A 19,785-nucleotide genomic window follows, 5' to 3' on the forward strand; every position below is an offset into this window, starting at 1 on the left:
CGCCGGGCGTCAGGCCGAGGCGACAGGCCCCTACGCCGACGAAACGTCAACGTAGGGGACCCGACAGAGGTTGCGGACGGGGGTTTAGGCGGCCATGAACATGTCGGCCGTCACCAGGGACGAGGACACGTTCTTGAGCAGGACGACCTGGTCGTAGCCCGCGACCCCGTCGGTGTCGGCGACGACATAGGTGTCCGCGCCAGCGCCGACGATCAGGTACTTCTGGGCGAGCGCGCCGATCTGGATCTGATTGTTATAGGCTTCGATCTGCAAAGCCGAGGCGTCGCTGATCTTGCCCGCGCTGTTCAGGTCTGCGGTGAAGCGAAGGATGTCGCTTTCCTTGACCACCGCCGGCGCGCCAGAGAAGGCCAGCTTGTCGCCGGCGCCAAGGTCCAGGACTGTGTCGAAGTTCTGCAGGTGGGTATTAAACGAACCGTCGCCCGCCACAAACTTGAAGACGTCCGCGCCCGAGCCGCCGATCAGGGTGTCATTGCCCTTACCGCCGTTCAGCACGTCGTTGCCCGCGCCTCCGTTCAGCACGTCCCAGGTATCCCAACCGACCAGGGTGTCCGCGCCGCTCGTGTCGACCACGCCGCCCGCGATGGGCTTCAAGTCCATCATGTTGACCGAGATAACGCTGGCGTTGCTGAAGATTACCATCCGGCCACCGTCGTCGCTGATCGTGACGCGATTGCCAAAAGCACCGCTATAGTAGTCGCCAGCCGAAGCGCTCAGATCGACATCAGCCCCGACGGCGTAGACCTGCTCCACGGTCCAGGTCTTGGTCGAAAACTCGTAGATGCGGTCCGTGACGCCGTCGACCACGAACAGATGCTGGCCGTCGGCGCTGAAATCCAGGCCGTAGATGTTGGCGATCTCAGGGTGCGTCGACGTGAGATTGAACATGTAGTTCAGCTTGTTGTCGTAGATCTGGATGCCGCCGTTCACCAGCTGCGCGGTCGCCAACGCGTTGTTCGAGACCGCGAACACGCCGGTATTGCTCCCGACCACGTCGCCTACATAGGTCTGACGCTCAGCGATCTCCTGCGGCATGGCGTTCAGCAACGCCAGCTCCGCGTCCGAGAGACCCGCCGGACCCAGGAGGGCGAACAGGCCGTCGTGGCTCGTCGTCAAGGTTCCGCTTTGATAGTAGTTTACGGTGCTGCGGCTGAAGACGCCTACATACGGGTTGAAGGACGTGAAAGACGTCCACCCCGAACCGGCGAAGTCCTGGGTCAGGACGATCGTATTGCCCGCCATGAAGGCCGCGTCCGAGAAGCCGCGGTCATAGCCCGTCACGGTAGTCTTGTAGTCTGTCACGACGCCAGTCTTCAGGTTCAGGACGTGGACCGTCGCCGTGGCCGAGTAGTCCCACTGTTCGCCCGTTCCATTGGTGACCTGACGCTCGGCCGCCACCAGGAACTGGCCGTCGGCCGAGACGTCGATCCCTCCCAGCTGCGTACCGACCTTGATATGGGCCGTCACCTCGCCGCTCTGGACGTTGATCGCGCTGACATAGCCATCCTTGTCCGAGACGTAGACGGTGGCGCCGTCGGCCGAGATCACGGTGTCGCGGAAGTCTCCGGTCGCGGACGTCGCGATGACCTTGGTCTTGGCGAGGTCGTCGACCGTAACGGTCGTCGTCGAGGACGCCAGCGCCACCGTCTTGTCGGTGAACTGCAGCTTCTCGACGTTCAACAAGGTATCCACGCCCTCGGCCCCGCGCACGGTCCAGGTTCCGTTAGCGTTCTTGGTCCAGCTGTAGTCCTTGGACGCACCGCGATAGATCGCCGTGTCCGCGCCAGCGCCGCCGTCGATGATATCGTCGCCCTTGCCGCCTTCGAAGCTGTCGTCCTTGGCGCCCCCGATGAGGATGTCGCCATAGGCAGAGCCCTTCAGGCCCTCGATGTTCACCAGGGTGTCGACGCCCGCGCCCAGCGTGTCCTGGGCCACGCCAACCTTCGACAGATCGACCCGCACCGCCGCGAAGATCGAGTCATAGGAGGCGACATCGAAGCCCGCGCCGCCATCGATCAGGTCGTCGCCCAGATTGCCGTCAAGGACATTGTTGCCGGCGTCGCCCTTGATCTTGTCGTTGAGGAAGGTGCCGATCACGTTCTCGACGCCGCCGACCGTGACGTAGTTCTGATAGCCGGTCTGCTGGCGGGTGGTGATCGACAGGTCGATCTCCGCCCCCCGGCCGTTGCTCTCGTTGTAGCCGTTCAGCAGTTCGAGCGTGTCGGAGCCTGCTCCGCCATGCACCGTGGTGTCGCTGAACATGCCCGACACGAGGATGAGGTCGTCGCCGTCGTCGCCATTCAGGGTCGCCGTACCGGAGCCGTTCATAACCACGCGGTCGTTACCAGCGCCGCCGAGCAGGATCTCGCCGTTGCTGTTGAAGCTGCTGACGACCCGGTCGTCACCGTCGCCACCGTCCAGCGTGTCGTTGCCCCCGCTGGCGACCAGCACGTCGTTGCCGGCGTCGCCGAACAGGTAGTTCTCGGCCGCGTTGCCGTAGATGATGTCGTCATAGGCCGAGCCCATGACGGCTTCGATCGAGACCAGCGTGTCTTTGATCGCGTTCGTCCCATCTCGGCTGTAGGCGCGGTTCAGGTCCAGCTCGATCACCACCCCACGGTCGCTGAACGCGTAGTCGACCGTGTCGAAGCCGTCGCCGCCGTCGAGGACATTGACACCCTTGCCGCCCGACAGATGGTCGTCGCCCGCGCCGCCGTAGAGCTTGTCGTCGCCGTCGCTGCCCCACAGGTAGTTGTCCTTGGCGTCGCCGGTCAGGACGTCGTCGAACTTGCTGCCATATAGCAGCTCGATGCCGGTCAGGGTGTCCTTGCCGGCGCCGCCGGTGTCCTGAGCCGTGGTCTTGGTCAGGTCGACCGTCACGCCGGCCGTGGCGTTCTCGTACGAGCTCCAGTCGTCGCCGGCGCCGCCCTTGATGATGTCGTCGCCCGCGCCGCCGACGATGTAGTCGTCGCCGTCGCCGCCATCGAGCACGTCATTTCCCGCGTCGCCCCACAGGGTGTCGTTGCCCTTGCCGCCGCTGATCGTGTCATTGCCGGCGTCGCCCACCAGCATGTTGTCCTTGGCGTCACCCGTAAGGGTGTCGTTGAAGGCCGAGCCGTAGACGTTCTCGATCCCGGTCAGCTTGTCGGTCCCGGAGCCGCCGGTGTTCTGCGCGCCGGCGAGGTTCAGGTCGACCTTCACGCCGGCCGTGGCGTCCTCGTAGGCCGCCCAGTCATTGCCCGCGCCACCGTCGATGGTGTCGTTGCCGGCTCCGCCCAGGATGTAGTCGTCACCGGCGCCGCCTTGCAGATTGTCGGCGCCGTCGTTGCCGGCCAGGACGTCGTCGCCCGCGCCGCCCTTCAGGGTGTCGTTGCCCCCGAACCCATAGATGACGTCATCGCCGCTGGTCCCGTTCAATATGTCAGCGGCTTCCGTGCCCCGAATGTCCATTCGCCTCAACCCCTCGCAACATGCTGCAACCTCAGCGTGACCTAGCGAGTGCAAGACGTGGACCGAAAGGCTTTCAGCTTTAGCGAGAATATTAAGGATAAATCCTGTGCCGGAACGGGGCGGGCGTGTCGTTTCGAGACACAAACGCCTTATTCACAAGGGATCTGGCGTTTCGGCCTGCGCGGCCGAGAGTTGCTCCGGGTCCCCAACGTTCCGGAGCTTCCCGCGAAATCCGCTACGCGCGGAGGTAGTCCTAGAGTCCCAAGATCGAGCCCGCGTCGAGGCTGGAAAGGCTGGTCCCGGTCAGCACGATCACCTGGTCGTAGAATGTGCCCTCGTCGCCATCGTCGGCGAAGAAGAGGACGTTGCCGCCCCACTGCATAGCCACGTAACGCACGCCGTCGCCGGCGAAGGCGGCGCTGACAGCGGCGAAGTCGCTACTCTCCAGCTCGACATAGTTGGCGCTGCTGCCTGCTGGGCCGTCCACGAACAGGATATGGTCCTCTGCCGTAAGGTCCTGGATCGTGTCGGAACCGGCGGCGGTGTCGCCCGCGGCGAAACTGAAGGTGTCCGCCCCGGCCCCGCCGTACATGCTGTCCACACCCGCGCCGCCGCTGATATGGTCGGCGCCGTCGCCGCCATTGATCGCGTCGTTCCCGTCGCGACCATACAGCCAGTCGTCGCCGTCTTGTCCGTACATGACGTTGGCGCCGGCAGTTCCGATCAGGGTGTCTCCGGCCTGTGTGCCGTTGACGTTCTCCACGTTCGTCAGGGTGATGAAAACGCCAGCCGCGACCGTCTGGCTCGTCTTGTTGAGATCGACGAACACGCCATTCGCGAAGCCGTCGGGCGAGCCGCCGAACGCCAGAAGGTCATTCCCGTCGCCGCCATCGACGATACGGGTCGTGGCAAAGTCGCCGAGGGTCAGAGCGTCGTCCCCTGCCCCGCCCAGCATGGTGTCGTTGGAGTAGCCGCTCTGGAGAGAGTCATTGCCATCGCCGCCGATCATCAACGAACCGGTGGTCGCCGGACCGACGGGGGTCGGAAGGAGCATGGACACGGTGTTGAGCGAGTCATTGCCGTCGCCGCCGTCCAGCACGTCCGTACCGCCCCAACTGTCGATATGATCGTCGCCCGCACCGCCGATCAGCACGTTGTCGCCGGTCGTGCCGACCAGCCAGTCCGCACTCGCTGAGCCTGTCGCGTTCTCGATCGAGACCAGGGTGTCCACCGCCGAGCCGCTCGGTCCGATGATCGACGTGGACTGGCTTTGCAGGTTGATCATCAGGAAGCTGAACAACGGCAGCACCGGGGCCTGGTCGGCATAGCTGACCGTGTCGTCGCCAGCCCCGCCGTTCAGGGTGTTGTGTCCCGCCCCGCCCATCAGCAGGTCATCGCCGTCACCGCCCTGCAGGGTGTCATCGCCGCCCAGGCCCAGGATGGTGTCCGCATCGGCCGTGCCGACCAGGATGTCGTCGCCTTCGGTTCCCGTCAGATACATGCGCTAGCCTCCAGCCCCAGGATCGGGGTGGCGGCAGTGGGCGATCAACCCAAGATCGAGTTCAAGTGAATTTTTCCCTTAATGCGAGATAAGGAGAAAACGCAACCCCAGGTTAACCCAGCACCGCGTCAGAACAGCAAGCCCTTTTGCAGCAGCGCGTGAACGCCTTTCTCGCCGTTGACGGTCTGGGTCACGCGGAAGTCCACGGCCAGGGAGCAGAATTGATAAGCCTGGACGCGGGTCAGGCTGGAACGGGCGGTGATGAAGTCGATGGTTTGGCGCAGGGCCTGCTTCATGGCCAAGTCCAGATCCTCGTTGAAACCCATCAGGATGTAGTGGGTCGGCGTCTCGGCGCGGGGCCACTTGAAGGGCTCGCCCCCCTTGTGCAGCACGAAGGTGAAGGTCCCGGTCAGGCCCATCTCCAGCGCGTTGACGCAGACCTCGCCGTCGCCTTGGCGGCCATGGCCGTCGCCGACCGAGAAGTTCGCGCCCGGGACCCAGACCGGCAGGTAGAGGGTCGCGCCGGCGACCAGTTCCCTGTTGTCCATGTTGCCGCCATGCTCGCGGGGCTCGCGGCTGGAGAGGCGGCCGTACTGGGGCGGCGGGGCGACGCCCATGGTGCCGAAGAACGGGGCCAGCGGCAGCTCGGGGCCCCAATCCGGCTTGCAGATCCCCGCCGCGCGGTCGACGGCGATGTGGCTCACATAGCGCTCGGGGAAGTCCTCGGGCAGCGTGCCGGCCAGGGGGCGTACGGCGCAGTAACCCCAGTCGTTGTTCGGCTCGATCGCCTCGATCCGGACCTCCAGGGTGTCGCCCGGTTCGGCGCCGGCGATGGCGACGGGGCCGGTGAGAATGTGCGGGCCGATCCTCGGCGGATTGCTGTCGTGGATCGCCTGAAGCGCGGGTGGAACGACGAGTGGCGACCCCGGCGGCGGCATGACCTCGACACCGCCCGAGACGCACTCGAAGGTGACGCTGTCGCCCGAGTTCACCGTCAGCACGGGATCGAAGGCCGCGTCGAACATGCCGAAGCGGATGGTGTCGGGTGTGGAAGCCAGCCGGTGATGCGCCATCAAGTAAGTCCCTTATTACAAGAGCACTTCGCGCTGGTGGCGGCTGGGCCGCTAGGGCTGACGAACGGAGGAAGGCGCGATCGCCCTTGCCTGCCCGCGATGCGGGCGATCCTGGCCGCGGATGGCGCGGGCTTGGGCGCTAGGCGCTTCCGGCGGCAGCGGGGCTGGCGATTCCCGCGAACACAGGTGTATGAAGTTTTTTCTTACTTGCTGGGTTTCGGGGAGACCGCATGGCGCTGGACGCGGAGACGAAGGTCTTTCTGGATCTGAAAGACCAAGAGATCGCGCCGTGGACGGCCGCGCGGGCCGCCGCGCGCGACCTGCCCTTGCCGCCGGAGGTTCTGCCGACCGTGATCGAAAATGTCGCCCTGCTGCGCGCCCAGGCCTCGCTGTTCGTCTCGGCGCTCCAAGAGAGGGTTGGGGGCGATCACGCGGACGGAGCGCCAGAGACGTTCCAGCCGTGAGCTTCTGCAGCGTTGTCGAGATCGCCAGCGAGGTCCGCGCGGGCCGCGTCACCGCCCGGGCCGTCACCGAGGCGACCCTCTCGCGGATCCAGCGCCTGGATGGCGGGATCAACGCCTTCACGGCCGTCACCGGCGAGCGCGCCCTGGCCGCCGCCGACGCGGTGGACGCCGACCTCGCCGCCGGCCGTCCGGTCGGGCCGCTGGCCGGCGTGCCGGTGGCGGTGAAGAACCTGTTCGATCTGGAAGGCTTGCCCACCCTGGCCGGCTCGAAGATCCGCCGCGCCGCCGCCCCGCCCGGCCAAGACGCGACGCTGGTAAGGCGCCTGACCGCCGCCGGGGCGATCCTGGTCGGAGCGTTGAACATGGACGAGTTCGCCTACGGCTTCGTCACCGAGAACGCCCACGACGGGCCGGTTCATAATCCGCACGACCCCAGCCGGATCGCCGGCGGCTCGTCGGGCGGCTCGGCGGCGGCCGTGGCGGCGGGGCTCGTGCCCCTGACCCTGGGCTCGGACACCAACGGCTCGATCCGCATTCCCGCCAGCCTGTGCGGCGTGTTCGGCCTCAAGCCCACCTATGGCCGTCTCTCGCGCCAGGGCGTGTTCCCGTTCGTCGAGAGCCTGGACCATGTCGGTCCGTTCGCGCGGTCGATCGAAGACCTGGCGCTGGCGTACGACGTCCTGCAGGGTCCCGATCCCCAAGGCGACGCAATCTGCGTGCGCGACGCCGAGCCTCTGGCCGATCGCCTCGACACCCTGGCCGAGCGTCCCTTGCGGGTCGGCGTGCTGGGCGGCTGGTTTCAGCAAGGGGCCTTTCCCGAAGTGTTGGAAGCCCTCGGCCGCGTCGCCTCGGCGCTGAAGGCCGACGACCTCGTCACCCTGCCCAGCGCGGTCGCCGCGCGCGCCGCCGCTTTCTGCCTGACCGCCTTCGAAGGCGGCGAGCTTCATCACGCGGATCTGGCCAGGCGCGCCATGGACTACGACCCGGCCGTCCGCGACCGCCTGCTGGCCGGCGCCCTTTTGCCGGAAGGCGTCCACGAAGCCGCCCGGCGCTTCCGCACGATCTTCCGCGACGAGGTCCGCGAGGCCTTCCAGCGCTACGACATCCTGCTCGCCCCGTCGTCCGTCTGCCCCGCTCCGCCGATCGGCCAGGCGACCATGGAGATGGACGGCGTCCCCGTCTCGGTGCGCAAGAACCTCGGCGCCTTCACCCAGCCGATCAGCTATATCGGCCTGCCGGTGGTGGCCGCGCCGGTGAACCGGCCCGGGCAGCTGCCGATCGGCGTGCAGATCATCGCCCCGGCCTGGCGCGAGGACCTGGCCTTCGCCGCCGCCGTAAGGCTGCAGCGCGAAGGTGTCGTGGCCGCCCATGCCCCTAAGGGCGCCCTATGATCGTCAACGATCCCACCACGCTGGCCGAGGTGACGGCCCTGGTCGACGCCTACGAGGCGGCGCTGATGAGTAACGACGTGGAGGCCCTGGACGGCGCGTTCTGGAACTCGCCCCACACGGTGCGGCTGGGCGTGGCCGAGAACCTGTGGAGCTTCAACGAGATCGCCGCCTTCCGCGTCGGCCGGTCCGGCGGTTCGCCGCCGCGCACCCGGCTGCGCACCGAGATCACCACCTTCGGCGCGGACTTCGCGATCGCCCACGTCGAATTCCGCCGCGACGACAGCGGCAAGATCGGCCGCCAGAGCCAGACCTGGGTCCGCACCGACGACGGCTGGAAGGTCGCCTCGGCCCACGTGTCCCTGATGCAAGGCGGGGTCGACCAGCGCCTCGCCTCGAACGAAGAAAAGCGCTAGAGCCCGCGAATGACGACCCCGACCAAGATCATCTTCGACACCGATCCCGGCATCGACGACGCCATGGCGCTGCTGTTCATCGAGGCGAGCCCCGCCCTCGACCTGATCGCGGTGACGACCGTCTTCGGCAACGCCGACATCGAGACCACGACGCGCAACGCGCTGTACCTGAAGGACCGCTTCGGCCTGGCGGCGCCGATCTACAAGGGGACCGACAAGCCGCTGACCCGGCCGCGCAACCCCTCGCCGACCTTCGTGCATGGAGAGAATGGCCTCGGCGATATCGAACTGACCGGCCTGGTTCCCGCCGAACCCGAGGCCAAGCCGGCGCACCAGGCGATCATCGACCTGGCCCGCCAATATCCGGGCGAGGTCGTCCTGTGCGCCGTCGGCCCGCTGACCAACCTGGCCCTGGCGCTGAAGGCCGATCCGGAAGTCGCGACCTTGCTGAAGTCCGTGGTGATCATGGGGGGCGCGTTCGGCGTGGCCGGCAAACCCGGTAACGTCACGCCGGTCGCCGAAGCCAACATCTGGAACGACCCCGAAGCCGCCGACCAGGTGTTCACCGCCCCTTGGAACCTGACCGCCGTCAGCCTGGACGTGACCACCCAGGTGGTGATGTCGCCCGAATATATGGAAACGCTCGCGGCCACGGGCAGTGACGCGGGCCAGTTCCTGAACGCGATCTCCAAGCCCTATGCCGCGTTCTACGGCGGCCGCGACGGCATCGTCGGCTGCTGTGTGCACGACGCCGCGGCGGTGGCTTTCGTGATCGATCCGACGCTGTTCACCGTGCGCCGGGGTTCGGTGCGCGTGGTGACCGAGGGCATCACGCTCGGCCAGACCTGCCAGAGCCCCGAGGGCGAACTGTTCGGTCCCTCAGCCTGGGACGACCAGCCGATCCAGGCGGCGACCGTGGCCGTAGATGGAGATCGGTTGCTGAAGCTCTATGCCGAGACGATGAAGGCGGCGCACGGCTAGCTCCCCGACCCGACCCGACCCGCTTCGCGGGTCGTCCGCCCCCAAAGGCGGACGGAAGGAAAGCGGCGACCTTCTTCCCCCCCCCCGGGGGGAGGCGCGCAGCGCGGAGGGGGCGAGTTTCAGAACGAGTTCCGCCGATACCGCTCAACGCCCGCCAGATAGGTCCGGGCCACGACCCGATCATCGCCCAGCACGGTCAGTGCGAAGAGCTTGTTCTCCAGGCTCTTCGCCCCGGCCAGACGCCGCTTCATCAGCGGCGTCGCGGCCAGGTCCAGCACCACGAAGTCGGCCTCCTTGCCAGGGGCCAGATTGCCGATCTTGTCGCCGAGATCCAGCGCCCGCGCCCCGCCCAGGGTGGCCAGGTACAGCGCCTGGAACGGGTCCAGCGCGTCGCCGCGCAGCTGGCCGACCTTGTAGGCTTCGCCCAGGGTGTGGAGGATCGAGAAGGTCGTGCCCGCCCCGACGTCGGTGCCCATGCCGACCTTCACCCCGTGCGAGCAGGCCTCCTCCAGCGGAAACAGGCCAGACCCCAGGAACAGGTTCGAGGTCGGGCAGAAGGCCACCGCCCCGCCCTTGGCCGCCAGCCGCCGGAACGCCTCGCCCTTCAGGTGGACGCAATGGGCGAAGACCGAGCGCTCGCGCAGCAGGCCGAAGCGGTCATAGACGTCGAGATAGTCCTTGGCCGCGGGAAACAGGCGCGCCGTTTCCTTGATCTCGTGGATGTTCTCCGAGAGGTGGGTCTGCATCCAGACGTCGGGATGCGCGGCGAGAACCTCGCCGGCCATGGCCAGCTGTTCGTCGCTGCAGCTGATCGCGAAGCGCGGTGTGACGGCGTAGCCCAGACGGCCCTTGCCGTGCCAGTCGGCGATCAGTTGCTCCATGTCGGCGCGACTGCTCTCGACGGTGTCGGTCAGGCCATCCGGCGCGTTGCGGTCCATCAGAGCCTTGCCGGCGATCAGCCGCATGTCGCGCTGATAAGCCTCGGCGAACAGGGCGTCGACCGAGACCTTGTGCACCGAGCCGAACACCAGCGCCGTGGTGGTGCCGTTGCGCAGCAGCTCGTCGACGAAAAACGCCGCCGTGTCGGCCGCGTGCTTGGGATCGGCGAAGGCCGCCTCGGCCGGGAAGGTGTGCTGCTCCAGCCAGTCCAGAAGCTGCTTGCCGTGGGCGGCGATGACGTCGACCTGCGGGAAGTGGATATGGGTGTCGATGAAGCCCGGCGTGATCAGATGGCCGGTCAGGTCGTGCAGCTCGGCGTCGCCCAGCCACGGCGACAGTTCGGCATAGGCGCCGCAGCCGGCCACCCGGCCGTCCTCGACCAGCAACAGGCCGTCCTCGTGGAAGGCCACGGCCTCCGCGTTCTTCGTCGGATCGTCCAGCAGGTGGAGGATCGACGCCCTATAAGCTTGCACTGGCGCTCTCGTCGTTTCGAATGCGCGCCGCTTCCTGGCGCATCAGGAGGTCGGCCGCCACCGAGACCGCGATCACCTCCGGCGCCTTGCTCTTCAGCTGCGGCAGGCCGATGGGACTGGTCAGGCGGGTCAGCACCGCCTCCGAGAACCCGTCGTCGCGCAGCCGGCTCATGAACCTAGCGCGCTTGGTCTTCGAACCTATGACGCCGAAGAAACAAAATCCGCCGCCAGCCAGGCCGGCCGAGACCAGCGCGTAGTCGAGCGCGTGGTCGTGGGTCAGGACCAGGCCGTAGGCGTCGGGACTTGCCCCCATGGCCTTGGCGGCGACCTCGGCGGGCGTCAGCACGGTGACGCCGGGGATGTCGGCGGTCTCGGGACGGGTGTCGTACCAGGCCAGACGAAACGGCAGCGGCTCGAAGGCCTTGGCGATCGCCTGCCCGACATGGCCGGCGCCGAACAGCAGCAGCGGCGGACGCGGCGCGTCGGCCCGCTCGACCATCACGTCGCCCAGCTCGGGTCGCGCGCCGCGCGCGGTCGCCGGGACCTCGCCGAACGAGACCGCCGGGCCTGCGCCATCGGTGGCCATGATCGGCGCGACCACCTTGGTCAGCAGGCCGGGATCGAAGCGGGTGCGGACCTCGAACGGCTGGGCCGCGTCCATGCGCCTGGCGGCCTCGGTCAGCCAGTCGCGGCTGTTGTCGTTCAAGCGCTCCAGGAATAGGCGCACCCGACCGCCGCAGCACTGGGCCAGCAGCGGGCCCAACGGGTAGTCCTGGATCGCGAAATGAGCCTGTCCGCCGTCCAGCATCCGCCGGGCCTGGTCGGCGACACGGTATTCCAGATTGCCGCCGCCGATCGTGCCCGATTGGCCGCCGCGCCAGACGACCATCTTGGTCCCGGCCTCGCGCGGGACCGAGCCCTCGGTGGCCAGCACGGTGACCAGGGCGGCCTCGTCGTCGGCGTCGAGGCGAGCAAGCGCGGCGCGCGCCCAGTTACGCACGGGCGCGTCTCCGGACGTCTTCGTAGGCCATCAGGATGGCCTCCGGCGTCGCCGGCGCATCCAGTTGCGGCAGGACCTTGTAGTCGCCGACGCTGGCCACCGCGTGGTTGATCGCGCTGTAGACCGAGATCGCCAGCATCAGCGGCGGCTCGCCCACGGCCTTGGAGCGGTGCACCGTGGCCTCGACATTGCGGCCGGCCTTCCACAGGCGGACATCCAGATGCGCCGGGCGGTCGCCGATGGTCGGGATCTTGTAGGTCGAGGGCGCATGGGTCCGCAGGCGACCTTGCGCGTCGTAGACCAGCTCTTCCGTCGTCAGCCAGCCCATGCCCTGTATGAAGCCGCCCTCGATCTGGCCGAGGTCGATGGCCGGATTCAGCGACTTGCCGACGTCGTGCAGAATGTCGGCCCGGGTGACCTTCATCTCTCCCGTCAGGGTGTCGATCAGCACCTCGCTGCAGGCCGCGCCATAGGCGAAGTAGTAGAATGGCCGGCCCGTGTGGGTGGCGCGGTCGTAGTGGATCTTGGGCGTGGCGTAGTAGCCGGTCGCCGACAGCGACACCCGCGCCAGATAGGCCTGGCGCGCGAACCAGCCGAACTCAAAGGTCTCGGCGCCGACTCGGACGCCGTCCGGCGTGAACGCCACCTCGGCGGGGTCCACGCCCCACTTCTCCGCGGCGAACGCCACGAGGCGCGCCTTGATGGTCTCGGCCGCGTTGAGGGCGGCCATGCCGTTCAGGTCCGCGCCCGACGAGGCGGCGGTAGCCGAGGTGTTGGGCACCTTGTCGGTGACGGTCGAGGTGATCTTCACGCGGCCGATCTCGACCTGGAAGGCGTTGGCGACGATCTGCGCGACCTTGATGTTCAGCCCCTGCCCCATCTCGGTCCCGCCGTGGTTCAGCATGATCGAGCCGTCGGCATAGAGGTGGATCAGCGCCCCGGCCTGGTTCAGGTGGGTGGTCGTGAAAGAGATGCCGAACTTCACCGGCGTCAGGGCGATCCCCTTTTTCAGCACCGGGCTGGTCCGATTAAACGCCTCGATCTCGCGACGACGGGCGTCATAGGCGCAGGAGGCGACCAGCTCGTCGATCAGCTGCGGCGCGACATTGTCTTCCACCACCTGATGGTAGGGCGTGAGATTGCGGCCTTCGCCGCCATAGAGGTTGCGGCGGCGCACCTCCAGCGGGTCGATCCCGAGCTCGGCGGCGACGGCGTCCATGACCCGCTCGATGGCCAACATCCCTTGCGGTCCGCCAAAGCCCCGGAAGGCGGTGTTGGAGACCGTATGCGTCTTGAACCGATGCGACAGGATCTCGATCGCCGGCAGGAAATAGGCGTTGTCGGCGTGAAACATCGCCCGGTCGTTGATCGCCATGGACAGGTCGGTCGTCGCGCCACAGCGCGAAGCCAGCTCCAGCGCCAGACCGGTCAGCCGTCCTTCTTCATCGAAGCCGACGTCGTAGGCGCATTCGAAGTCATGCCGCTTGCCGGTCATGACCATGTCCTCGTCGCGATCCGGCCGGCACTTGGCGGCTCGGCCGGTCTTCACCGCGACCAGGGCGGCGGCGGCGGCGAACAGCGAGGCTTGCGTCTCCTTGCCGCCGAAGCCGCCGCCCATGCGGCGCACCTCGACCGTGACGGCGGTATGCGGGCGATCCAGCACGCGCGCCACCAGATGCTGCACCTCGCTGGGGTGCTGGGTGGAGGACCAGATGTGGACATCGCCGTCTTCGCCCGGCGTCGCCAAGGCCACCTGGCCTTCGAGATAGAAGTGGTCCTGCCCACCGATCGCGAACCGGCCCTGGACGCGGCGCGGCGCGGTCGCCAGCGCAGCCTGGGCGTCGCCCCGCGCCATGCGCTGGCTGGCCTCGATCTTCAGGTCCATCCCGCGCGCGGCGGCGATGTCAATGGCGGCCGGCAGGTCCTCGTATTCGACGACAGCCTTGCCGACGGCGGCGCGGGCGGCGGCGATCGAGGTGGCGGCGACGGCGAACAGGCTCTGGCCAACGCAATAGACTTCGCCATCAGCGAACAGCTTGTCGTCGTGGATCACGGGACTGACGTCGTTCTCGCCGGGGATGTCCTCGGCGCTGAGAACCAGCACCACGCCCGGGGCGGCGCGGACGGCCGACAGGTCCATCCGGACGATCCTGGCGTGCGCCTTGGCGCTCACGCCGAAAGCCACATGCAGCAGGCTGGCCGGCTCGGGCATGTCGTCGATATAGATCGCCGAGCCCGCCACGTGGCGGGCGGCGCTGTCATGCGGCAGCGGCGCGGCCACGCCCTGCAAGGCGGCGCTCGGAACGGGAGCGGTCGCGGCGGAGTCAGCCATGGGCGCTCTCCGGAACCACGCGGGTCTCAACGTCCCTGTCCTGGCTCTCCAGGAACACCTTGCGCAGCATGTTCCTGGCGGTCAGCGACCGGTAGGCGGCGGAGGCGCGCATGTCGCTCATCGGCGCGTAGTCGGCGTCCAGCGCGGCCATCGCCGCCTCGACCGTCGCCTCGATCCAGGGCTGGCCGATCAGCGCCGCTTCGCAGGCCTTGGCCCGCTTCGGCGTGCCGGCCATGCCACCAAAGGCGATGCGGGCGTCGACGACCACGCCGCCCTCGACCGCCAGCGAGAAGGCTCCGCACACCGCCGAGATGTCCTGATCGAAGCGCTTCGACAGCTTGAAGACCTTGAAGATCCGGCCGGCGTCCAGTTTCGGCGTGATCACCGCCTCGACGAATTCGCCGGGTCGGCGGTCCTGCTTGCCGTAGTCGAGGAAGAAATCTTCCAGCGCCAGCTCGCGCCGCTCGCCACCCCGGCGCAGCACCAGGGTCGCCCCCGCCGCGATCAGCGCCGGCGGCATGTCGCCGATCGGCGAGCCGTTGGCGATGTTGCCACCGATGGTGCCGCTGTTGCGCACCTGGGTGGAGCCCAGCCGTCGCATCATCGCGCCAAGGTCCGGATAGAGCTTCGCCACCGCCTCCATCGCGTCGACATAACGGACGCCCGCGCCGATGCGCAGGCCCTCCGCCGTTTCCTCCAGGCGCTTCAGTGCGGCCACCTCGGACACGCTGATCAGGACCGGCAACGCCCGCCGCTGCTTGGTGACCCACAGGCCGACATCGGTCGCCCCGGCCACGATCGTCGCCTCGGGATGGTCCAGATAGGCCTTGGCCAACTCGTCCACCGTGCGCGGCGACAGCCACGTGCGGGTGACGCCGTGGATTTCGTCCTCGTAGCTGAGGCTCAGCATGGTCTCGTCGCGCACGGCCGACAGATCGACCGCCGGCGCCGCCTCGGCCGCCACGCCCTTGGCCACCTCGAGGATCGGGCCGTAACCGGTGCAGCGGCACAGGTTCCCGGCCAACACCTCGCCGACCGGCGCGGCCGCGCCCTTGGCCGCGATCGCGCGACCATACAGCGACATGACGATGCCCGGCGTACAGAAGCCGCACTGCGAGCCGTGCTTGTCGACCAAGGCCTGCTGCACCGGATGCAGCGCGCCGCCTTTGGCCAGGCTCTCGACCGTCAGCAGCGCCTTGCCGTGCAGCATGGGCAGGAACTGGATGCAGCTGTTGACCGCCCGCCAGGAGATGCTCCCCTCGGGGCCCTCGCCACCGGCCTCGCCAACCAGCACCGTGCAGGAGCCGCAATCGCCCTCGGCGCAGCCCTCCTTGGTCCCGGTGCGGCGCATCGGCCCGCGCAGATGCTCCAGCAGGGTCGTCGTCGGGTTCGCTCCGCGAACCTCGTGCGCCTCGCCGTCCAGCAGGAAGCGGATCGTCTCGCCCATCAGCTGCCCCGGTAGGTGGAATAGCCGTACGGCGAGACCAGCAGCGGCACGTGCCAGTGCTGCTCCACGTTCGAGACGGCGAAATCGATGACCACGACGTCGAGGAACGGCGGGTCGGTGACCGGCAGGTCGGACGTCGCGAAATACGCGCCGATCGCGAACTCGAGGCGATAGGCGCCGACCTGCAAATCCTCGCCGGCGACAAGCCGCGCACGGCCGTCGCTGTCCGTGCGGAGTTCCGCCAGCAATGAGGCGTTCGAGCCCTCGCGCCGCGACACCCGCACCGCCACGTCGGCCGCCGGCCTTCCGGCCGCCTGGTCGAGGATGTGTGTCGTCAGTCCGCTCATGCTCCGCCCTCGGATCTCATCGCCGCGCCGATGCTCGGTCGCTCCGGGCGCCCTGTCCAGCGCCATGCCCCTCAAGGCGGCGCGGGAAGGAAGAGCGCCGAGGAACGGGGCGGCGGGCGCCCGAAGCAGAGGCACTATATAATAGAATTATTACTTATCGCAGGAATTTGGCGCGACCCTTTTCGCTGGCGTCATCATCGGACGCGACGCCAAAGCTGCGCGCAGGGTTGGAAAACCGGGCCATCCCCGGTAGCTAGACCCCCACAGCTAGACCCGTGACGGCTCGCGACAGAGACGGGCCGCGCCGCGTGCGCGCAGATGCTTCAAGAGGGACACCGATGGACGAGGATTTCCGTAAGGCGGCGCTGGATTACCACCGTCTGCCGCGGCCCGGGAAACTGGCCATCGAGGCCACCAAGCGGATGGCCACCCAGCGCGACCTGGGCCTGGCCTACTCCCCCGGCGTCGCCGCGCCTTGCGAAGCCATCGCCGCCGATCCCGACAAGGCCCGCGACTACACCGCGCGCGGCAATCTGGTGGCCGTGATCTCCAACGGCACCGCCGTGCTGGGCCTGGGCAATATCGGCCCGCTGGCCAGCAAGCCGGTGATGGAGGGCAAGGCCGTCCTGTTCAAGAAGTTCGCCGGCATCGACGTCTTCGATATCGAGGTCGACGCCAACGACCCCGACCGCTTCATCGAGGTGGTGGCGGCGCTGGAGCCCACCTTCGGCGGCATCAATCTCGAGGACATCAAGGCCCCCGAGTGCTTCATCATCGAGCGCACCCTGCGCGAGCGGATGAATATCCCGGTCTTCCACGACGACCAGCACGGCACCGCCATCGTCTGCGCCGCGGCTGTCCGCAACGCCCTGCTGGTCCAGGGCAAGAGCCTCAAGGACGTCAAGCTGGTCACCTCGGGCGCCGGCGCGGCCGCTCTGGCCTGCGTCGACCTGCTGGTTTCGATGGGCCTTCCCGTCGAGAACGTCACCCTGACCGACATCAAGGGCGTCGTGTACGCCGGTCGCGACGACGACATGCTCGACAACATGGCCCGCTACGCACGCCAGACCGACGCCCGCACCCTGAGCGAGGTGATCGCCGGCGCCGACATCTTCCTGGGTCTGTCGGCCCCACGCGTGTTCAAGGCCGAGTGGCTGCCGCTGCTGGCGCCGAACCCGCTGATCCTGGCCATGGCCAATCCCGAGCCGGAGATCCTGCCCGAACTGGTCTACGCCGCGCGCCCCGACGCCATCATGGCCACCGGCCGCAGCGACTACGCCAACCAGGTCAACAACGTCCTGTGCTTCCCGTTCATCTTCCGCGGCGCCCTGGACGTCGGGGCCAGCGAGATCAACGAGGCGATGAAGGTCGCGGCCGTCGAGGCGATCGCCGAACTGGCCCGCGCCGAAGCCTCGGAAGTCGTGGCCTCGGCCTATGGCGGCGTCGCCCCGGTGTTCGGCGCGCAATACATCATTCCCAAGCCGTTCGACCCGCGTCTGATCCTGCAGATCGCGCCGGCCGTCGCCAAGGCGGCCATGGACAGCGGCGTGGCCACCCGGCCGATCACCGACTTCGACGCCTACCAGGCCGAGCTTGAGCTGTTCGTCTATCGCTCGGGCCAGCTGATGCGGCCGGTGTTCGAACGGGCCCGCAAGGCGCCGGTCAAGGTCGCCTATGCCGAGGGCGAGGACGAACGCGTGCTGCGCGCCGTCCAGACCGTCGTCGACGAAGGCCTGGCCCATCCGGTGCTGGTCGGCCGCCGCGAGGTCATCAAGGCCAAGGTCGCCGAAATGGGCCTGCGGCTGGACCTGGGCGGCAAGGTCGAGATCGTCGACCCCTATACCGACAAGGACCTGTTCGGCCCGCTGGTCGCCGACTACCAGAAACTGGTCGGACGTCGCGGCGTGCCGCCGACGGCCGCCGAGCGCCGCGTCGAGGGCCGCCGCACCGTGGCCGCCTCGATGCTGCTGTCGTCGGGCTATGTCGAGGCCGCCCTGGTCGGCGGCAGCGGCGACTGGTGGCAACACATGACCTACGCCCTGCCGATCATCCCGCGCCACGAGAACGTCAGCCGGGTCTACGCCCTGTCGACCTTGATCCTCGACAACGGCACGCTGTTCTTCTGCGACACCCACGTCAATGTGGATCCGACGGCCGAGCAGGTCGCCGAGTGCACCCAGTTGGCCGCCGAGGCCGTGCGGCGTTTCGGTCTGACGCCCAAGGCCGCCCTGCTCTCGCACTCCTCGTTCGGGGCCAGCAACTCGCCGACCGCCCGCAAGATGCGCGAAGCCCTGGCCATCCTGCGCGAGCAGGCGCCGGAGCTCGAGGTCGACGGCGAAATGCACGCCGACGCCGCGCTCAGCCAGCACCTGCGCGAGCGCATGGTCGCCGACAGCCCGCTGAAGGGCTCGGCCAACCTGCTGGTCATGCCGACGCTCGACGCGGCCAATATCGCCCTGACGCTGCTCAGCGCCGCCACCGAATCCCTGCTGGTCGGCCCGATCCTGCTGGGCATGAGCAAGCCGTTGCACGTGCTGGTGCCCAGCGTCACGGCGCGCGGCATCGTCAATCTGACAGCGCTCAGCGTGAACCAGGCCGCCTCGGAACGGGCGCGTCAGGAAGCTTAGAAGGCCGTCCAGGCCGGCTCTCGGGGCCGGCCAACGGCCTCTGCTGAAGCTTGACCGAAACGCGAAAAGGCCCCGTCCGACGTTTGCGCGTCGGCGGGGCCCCTCAAAAGTCTCTGAAAAGGCCGTCCGTCCGGGCGGCCTTTTCGAATTCGCGATCTTAGAGGATGCGCAGGTTGCCGGCCGAGGTCTTGCCCGAGCGGCGGTCCTGTTCAAGCTCGTAACCGACTTGCTGGCCTTCGTTCAGGCCGCGCAGGCCGGCGCGTTCCACGGCCGAGATGTGCACGAAGATATCGCCACCGCCATTGTCCGGCTGGATGAAGCCGAAGCCCTTGGTGGTGTTGAACCACTTCACCACGCCGGTGCCGGACTCGCCGGTGCCGCCGCCGCCGCCGCCGCCATAGCCGCCGCCGCGCGGGGCGTCGAAGCTGCGCGGCGGACGGGCGCCGCCGCGGGCGCCGCCAGCCGGCACGGCGCCTTGGCCCGTGACGCGCAGATTGCCGGCCGAGGTCTTGCCCGAGCGACGATCTTCTTCCAGCTCGTACGCGACTTGATCACCTTCGTTCAGACCGGCCAGGCCCGAACGTTCAACCGCGGCGATGTGGACGAACACGTCCTGGCCGCCGTCCTCGGGCTGAATGAAACCAAAGCCCTTGGCCGGGTTGAACCACTTAACGACACCGTTCGCCATATTATCCTCAAACACCTCAATCGACGGGCTGATAGTCGGCCCGCGTCCTTCCGACGGAAGTCATGACGCAAAACCGCGCCATGCGCTATGGGCTTTGAACGGAGAAAATCGGCTGTAAGGCGGCCAAGGCCATAAAAATTCGCGCTTCGGGCTGCGAGCGTTGCCCGAATGCCACTCTGGATTGCACGTAAAGGTACAAAAAAGCCCTGACCGCGCGCGGACAGGGTGGATGTTACGGTCTAGGCCTTGGGTGCGGGGACAGGATTTGAACCTGTGACCTTCAGGTTATGAGCCTGACGAGCTACCGGGCTGCTCCACCCCGCGTCAGGGTGTTTTGGATTGTGATGCAGGGTTTTTGGACTTGAAGAAGATATCCTTTTGGCGGACCTGGCGGCGACCTACTCTCCCGCGCCTTGAGACGAAGTACCATTGGCCCAGGGGGACTTAACGACCGAGTTCGGAATGGGATCGGGTGGGGAACCCCCGGCATAGCCACCAGGTCAGCGAAAAGGATATCGACAGCCCTCTTTCGAGGGCAGTGATTGTGAAGAAGACATCAGTGTCTGAAGTAGAGCCATGCGATTGCATGGGTTTGACTGAAGAACGATCAAGCCTATCGAGCTATTAGTACCGGTAAGCTC

General features: G+C 67.5%; 14 protein-coding genes, 1 tRNA gene, 1 rRNA gene and 1 pseudogene. 5 read left to right on the forward strand and 12 right to left on the reverse strand.

The window, feature by feature from the left end:
* Window positions 1-84: 84 nt before the first annotated feature.
* The 3 genes from EIK80_RS26770 to EIK80_RS23845 form a co-directional block, all read right to left on the reverse strand.
* Window positions 85-3,468, reverse strand: coding sequence for a hypothetical protein (locus tag EIK80_RS26770; protein ID WP_305038174.1), 3,384 nt, complete (start codon window positions 3,466-3,468; stop codon window positions 85-87).
* A 253-nt stretch (window positions 3,469-3,721) separates the two neighbouring features.
* Window positions 3,722-4,969, reverse strand: coding sequence for a calcium-binding protein (locus tag EIK80_RS26775; RefSeq protein WP_125159502.1), 1,248 nt, complete (start codon window positions 4,967-4,969; stop codon window positions 3,722-3,724).
* Window positions 4,970-5,097: 128 nt separating this feature from the next.
* Complete coding sequence (locus EIK80_RS23845) at window positions 5,098-6,045, reverse strand: acetamidase/formamidase family protein (RefSeq protein WP_199743606.1); 948 nt, start codon at window positions 6,043-6,045, stop codon at window positions 5,098-5,100.
* Window positions 6,046-6,272: 227 nt separating this feature from the next.
* Between EIK80_RS23845 and EIK80_RS23850 the strand changes: the two genes are divergently transcribed.
* The 4 genes from EIK80_RS23850 to EIK80_RS23865 are packed head-to-tail and all read left to right on the forward strand — an operon-like array spanning window position 6,273 to window position 9,291.
* Window positions 6,273-6,506, forward strand: a complete 234-nt coding sequence (locus EIK80_RS23850; protein ID WP_125159503.1) for a hypothetical protein — start codon at window positions 6,273-6,275, stop codon at window positions 6,504-6,506.
* Window positions 6,503-7,897 (forward strand): AtzE family amidohydrolase, encoded by a 1,395-nt coding sequence (locus EIK80_RS23855; protein ID WP_125159504.1) that lies wholly within the window; start codon window positions 6,503-6,505, stop codon window positions 7,895-7,897. Before EIK80_RS23850 ends, EIK80_RS23855 begins: the two co-directional genes overlap by 4 nt.
* Entirely contained in the window at window positions 7,894-8,310 is a 417-nt protein-coding gene (gene hpxZ, locus EIK80_RS23860) for an oxalurate catabolism protein HpxZ (RefSeq protein ID WP_125159505.1), read from the forward strand. The genes EIK80_RS23855 and hpxZ overlap by 4 nt, the downstream gene beginning before the upstream one ends.
* A 9-nt stretch (window positions 8,311-8,319) precedes the next feature.
* Entirely contained in the window at window positions 8,320-9,291 is a 972-nt protein-coding gene (locus tag EIK80_RS23865) for a nucleoside hydrolase (RefSeq protein ID WP_125159506.1), read from the forward strand.
* A gap of 119 nt (window positions 9,292-9,410) precedes the next feature.
* Here the strand turns inward: EIK80_RS23865 and guaD are convergent, their stop codons facing one another.
* From guaD to uraH, 5 genes are read right to left on the reverse strand one after another with little or no spacing between them, the layout of a single operon-like run.
* Window positions 9,411-10,703 carry a guanine deaminase gene (gene guaD, locus EIK80_RS23870; RefSeq protein ID WP_125159507.1) on the reverse strand — a complete coding sequence of 431 codons (1,293 nt, stop codon included), beginning with the start codon at window positions 10,701-10,703 and terminating at the stop codon, window positions 9,411-9,413.
* Window positions 10,690-11,703: a xanthine dehydrogenase accessory protein XdhC gene (gene xdhC / locus EIK80_RS23875; protein WP_125159508.1), complete on the reverse strand. Its 1,014-nt coding sequence runs from the start codon at window positions 11,701-11,703 to the stop codon at window positions 10,690-10,692. The genes guaD and xdhC overlap by 14 nt, the downstream gene beginning before the upstream one ends.
* Window positions 11,696-14,035, reverse strand: coding sequence for a xanthine dehydrogenase molybdopterin binding subunit (xdhB, locus tag EIK80_RS23880; protein WP_125159509.1), 2,340 nt, complete (start codon window positions 14,033-14,035; stop codon window positions 11,696-11,698). The genes xdhC and xdhB overlap by 8 nt, the downstream gene beginning before the upstream one ends.
* Window positions 14,028-15,482 carry a xanthine dehydrogenase small subunit gene (gene xdhA / locus EIK80_RS23885; protein WP_125159510.1) on the reverse strand — a complete coding sequence of 485 codons (1,455 nt, stop codon included), beginning with the start codon at window positions 15,480-15,482 and terminating at the stop codon, window positions 14,028-14,030. Before xdhA ends, xdhB begins: the two co-directional genes overlap by 8 nt.
* Complete coding sequence (uraH, locus tag EIK80_RS23890; RefSeq protein WP_125159511.1) at window positions 15,482-15,829, reverse strand: hydroxyisourate hydrolase; 348 nt, start codon at window positions 15,827-15,829, stop codon at window positions 15,482-15,484. Before uraH ends, xdhA begins: the two co-directional genes overlap by 1 nt.
* Before the next feature lie 338 nt (window positions 15,830-16,167).
* On the opposite strand from uraH, the gene EIK80_RS23895 reads away from it, so the two are divergent.
* Window positions 16,168-18,456 (forward strand): NADP-dependent malic enzyme, encoded by a 2,289-nt coding sequence (locus EIK80_RS23895; protein WP_125159512.1) that lies wholly within the window; start codon window positions 16,168-16,170, stop codon window positions 18,454-18,456.
* A 157-nt stretch (window positions 18,457-18,613) separates the two neighbouring features.
* On the opposite strand, the gene EIK80_RS26785 is transcribed toward EIK80_RS23895, so the two are convergent.
* From EIK80_RS26785 to rrf, 4 genes and pseudogenes are all read right to left on the reverse strand, one after another.
* Entirely contained in the window at window positions 18,614-18,811 is a 198-nt protein-coding gene (locus EIK80_RS26785) for a cold-shock protein (RefSeq protein WP_233586925.1), read from the reverse strand.
* A 129-nt stretch (window positions 18,812-18,940) separates the two neighbouring features.
* Window positions 18,941-19,144 (reverse strand): annotated as a pseudogene (locus EIK80_RS26790) (cold-shock protein); the annotation flags it as partial.
* Between the two features lie 247 nt (window positions 19,145-19,391).
* A tRNA-Met gene (locus tag EIK80_RS23905) sits at window positions 19,392-19,468 on the reverse strand.
* 61 nt (window positions 19,469-19,529) lie between these two features.
* Window positions 19,530-19,644 (reverse strand): 5S ribosomal RNA (gene rrf / locus EIK80_RS23910).
* Window positions 19,645-19,785: the final 141 nt, after the last annotated feature.

Source organism: Caulobacter sp. 602-1 (genome assembly GCF_003931565.1).
GTDB lineage: Bacteria > Pseudomonadota > Alphaproteobacteria > Caulobacterales > Caulobacteraceae > Caulobacter.

What these genes read in the sequence shown, in the direction of transcription:
- EIK80_RS26770 (WP_305038174.1), bottom strand. Translation starts at nt 3,468, where the DNA reads ATGGACATTCGGGGCACGGAAGCCGCTGACATATTGAACGGGACCAGC.
- EIK80_RS26775 (WP_125159502.1), bottom strand. Translation starts at nt 4,969, where the DNA reads ATGTATCTGACGGGAACCGAAGGCGACGACATCCTGGTCGGCACGGCC.
- EIK80_RS23850 (WP_125159503.1), top strand. Translation starts at nt 6,273, where the DNA reads ATGGCGCTGGACGCGGAGACGAAGGTCTTTCTGGATCTGAAAGACCAA.
- hpxZ (WP_125159505.1), top strand. Translation starts at nt 7,894, where the DNA reads ATGATCGTCAACGATCCCACCACGCTGGCCGAGGTGACGGCCCTGGTC.
- EIK80_RS23865 (WP_125159506.1), top strand. Translation starts at nt 8,320, where the DNA reads ATGACGACCCCGACCAAGATCATCTTCGACACCGATCCCGGCATCGAC.
- xdhB (WP_125159509.1), bottom strand. Translation starts at nt 14,035, where the DNA reads ATGGCTGACTCCGCCGCGACCGCTCCCGTTCCGAGCGCCGCCTTGCAG.
- xdhA (WP_125159510.1), bottom strand. Translation starts at nt 15,482, where the DNA reads ATGGGCGAGACGATCCGCTTCCTGCTGGACGGCGAGGCGCACGAGGTT.
- uraH (WP_125159511.1), bottom strand. Translation starts at nt 15,829, where the DNA reads ATGAGCGGACTGACGACACACATCCTCGACCAGGCGGCCGGAAGGCCG.
- EIK80_RS23895 (WP_125159512.1), top strand. Translation starts at nt 16,168, where the DNA reads ATGGACGAGGATTTCCGTAAGGCGGCGCTGGATTACCACCGTCTGCCG.